This is a genomic window from Brachyspira sp. (assembly GCF_050873525.1).
Classification (GTDB): Bacteria; Spirochaetota; Brachyspiria; order Brachyspirales; family Brachyspiraceae; genus Brachyspira.
The window spans coordinates 1-2,465 of record NZ_JBNMIZ010000299.1 but is presented as its reverse complement, the minus strand read 5'-3'; the positions used below and the strand labels follow the sequence as shown (position 1 = coordinate 2,465).

General features: G+C 29.2%; 1 protein-coding gene and 2 pseudogenes. 2 read left to right on the top strand and 1 reads right to left on the bottom strand.

The genetic code is table 11. The annotated features are described in order from the left end of the window. Positions 1-380: pseudogene (locus tag ACR0QS_RS12775) on the top strand (UDP-N-acetylmuramate dehydrogenase); the annotation flags it as partial. After that, positions 361-1,347: a radical SAM protein gene (locus ACR0QS_RS12770; RefSeq protein ID WP_432633833.1), complete on the top strand. Its 987-nt coding sequence runs from the start codon at positions 361-363 to the stop codon at positions 1,345-1,347. The pseudogene ACR0QS_RS12775 and the gene ACR0QS_RS12770, both read left to right, overlap by 20 nt. Positions 1,348-1,494: 147 nt before the next feature. Here the strand turns inward: ACR0QS_RS12770 and ACR0QS_RS12765 are convergent. Then, a pseudogene (locus tag ACR0QS_RS12765) lies at positions 1,495-2,401 on the bottom strand (Rpn family recombination-promoting nuclease/putative transposase). Between the last annotated feature and the right edge of the window lie 64 nt (positions 2,402-2,465).

Genomic DNA, 2,465 nt, shown 5'->3' with positions numbered 1-2,465 from the left:
TTATTATAGATGTAAAATTCAAATTAAATAAAAAAGATAAAAAATCTATAAAATCCGAAATGAATAAATATTTAAAAGACAGAAAAATAAAAAATCAATTTAAATATCCTTCGGCGGGAAGCGTATTTCTAAACGATTATAAAACTAATATGATAGCGGGAAAAATTATCGATTCAATAAATATGCGTGGAGTAAAATTTGGCGGCGCTATGGTTTCTCCTTATCATGCGAATTTTATCATAAATTATAAAAACGCTACGGGAAAAGATATTTTATTTTTAGTGAAAAAAGTTAAAGAAGAAGTTTATAATCAAAAAGGAATTGTCTTAAAACCAGAGATAAAAATAATAAGCAACGATAATGAAAACGAAGAATTATAAAATTAATTATAATAAAAAACATTTAGAAAATATTGACAGAGCGATTGAAAAAGCGAAAGCGCTTTACGATAATTGTATCTGCTGCGGACATTTATGCAAATTAAATAGAAATCAAAATAAAATTGGAAGATGCAAAATTTTTGAAGATAATAATCATATAAAAGTCGCCTCTCACACTTTACATTTTGGCGAAGAACCAATGCTTGTCGGAAAAAACGGAAGCGGGACAATATTTTTTTCAAACTGCAATTTAAACTGCGTATTCTGCCAAAATTATCAAATAAGTTCCGCTGGAATCGGAGAGATAATCGACATTGAAACTTTAGCTTTATATTTTTTGGAACTTGAAAAAAAATGTGCGAATAATATAAATCTTGTAAGCGCAAGCCATGTCATTTATCCGATATTGAAAGCGTTAAAAATCGCGTTGAATAAAGGACTCAATTTGCCAATCGTTTATAATACCAACGGATACGATACGGAAGAATTGCTCGAATGTTTGGACGGAATAGTCGACATTTATTTGCCCGATTTGAAATATTTATTTGATGAAAAAGCCTTCAAATATTCGAGAGCGGAAAATTATTTTAAAGTCGCAATTAAAGCGATTGAAATAATGAAAAGTCAAGTCGGCGATTTGATTTTGGACGATAGCGGAATTGCAAAAAGCGGAATAATAATAAGACATTTGATTTTGCCGAATAATCAGTCGGATTCTTACGATATATTGATAGAATTGAAAGAGAGAGGATTTTTGGCTTCGACAATTTCGCTTATGTCTCAATATAATCCCGAGTTTAAAGCGAAAAATTTTGACGAGATAAACAGAAAATTATATTTTAAAGAATATAACGATTTGATTAACTACGCTTTGGATTTGGGATTTGAAAATATTTTGTCGCAGGAAATGGAAAGTTCGGAAACTTATTTGCCCGATTTTACGCGAGAGTTTCCTTTTCAGTTTTAATAAGAATTTTACAGATGAAAAATTGGGAGTAAAAAAATACGCTCAAGTTTTGGAAGAAAGAGGCGGTTATTTGATGTAATTTATTTTTTATCTATATTTTCAAAAAGATTAGTTTTTATTATTATGTCTATATAATCCGTCATATAGTTACAGTTTGCGAATTTCTTCGATACTTAATCCCGTTATTTCGCTTATAAGGTTAATATCCATATTTTTAGATTTCATATTTTTTGCCATTGAGATTTGTTCAGCATGTCTGCCTTCTTTTATGCCTTCAAGTTTACCTTCTCTTATGCCTTCAAGTTTGCCTTTCTTTATCCCTTCCCTCATACCAATTCGTCTTTCATCTGCAAGCATTATTTTTTTATCGTATTGATAAATTTCCTTCTTCTCGTATTCAGACATCATTAATTGACTTCTTATAAAATTGTTATATCGCTTGTGAGCTTCTTCCATTATTGGTTTTTCTTTTACTATTTCAGACATATATTCCTCCATGTTGTTAGTTGTAAAAAATCCAAGCCAACAGTTCAAGTCTTTTGGCAGGTTATTATCTTTAAATTTAAATTTTTTCAATTCTATCATGTGTATTTGCAAATGGTCGGTCAATAATCTTGCATTTTTTGTATCATAAATCATATAACAACTGTGGACATTATTAGTTTTTTTATTTAAATTAAAATTAAGCAAATTAATACTTATAACGGGAGTTAATTCATCATACTGTTCACCCTTTCTTTAAAAGTTTACTATAATTCATAGCCCAATAATAAAGTATTCTTTCGGGAAACCTCGAATTGCCCGATAATTGAACTTCGATTATAACGACAGTTCCATTTTTAGTAATGCATTTCACATCTACTATTGTTTCTTTATCTTTGTAATTACTTTTCAAATTAAACGGGTTCAATATTTCAACGGCTTTAAAAGTTTTCATGTCGGCACTAATCATAACGGCATTGATAAAATCAAGAAGGACTTTTTCTCCGCCTCTATCGGTAAAGAAATACCGAACGAAACAATCGTTTAGTGGATTAAAATGTTTTTTCTTCATAAGAATATTATAACAGAATAATTTTATTTGTCAAAATATTAATGAAAAATATAAACAACTTAAT

Excerpts from the sequence above, each read along its gene's own strand:
- ACR0QS_RS12770 (WP_432633833.1), top strand. The coding sequence starts at position 361 with ATGAAAACGAAGAATTATAAAATTAATTATAATAAAAAACATTTAGAA.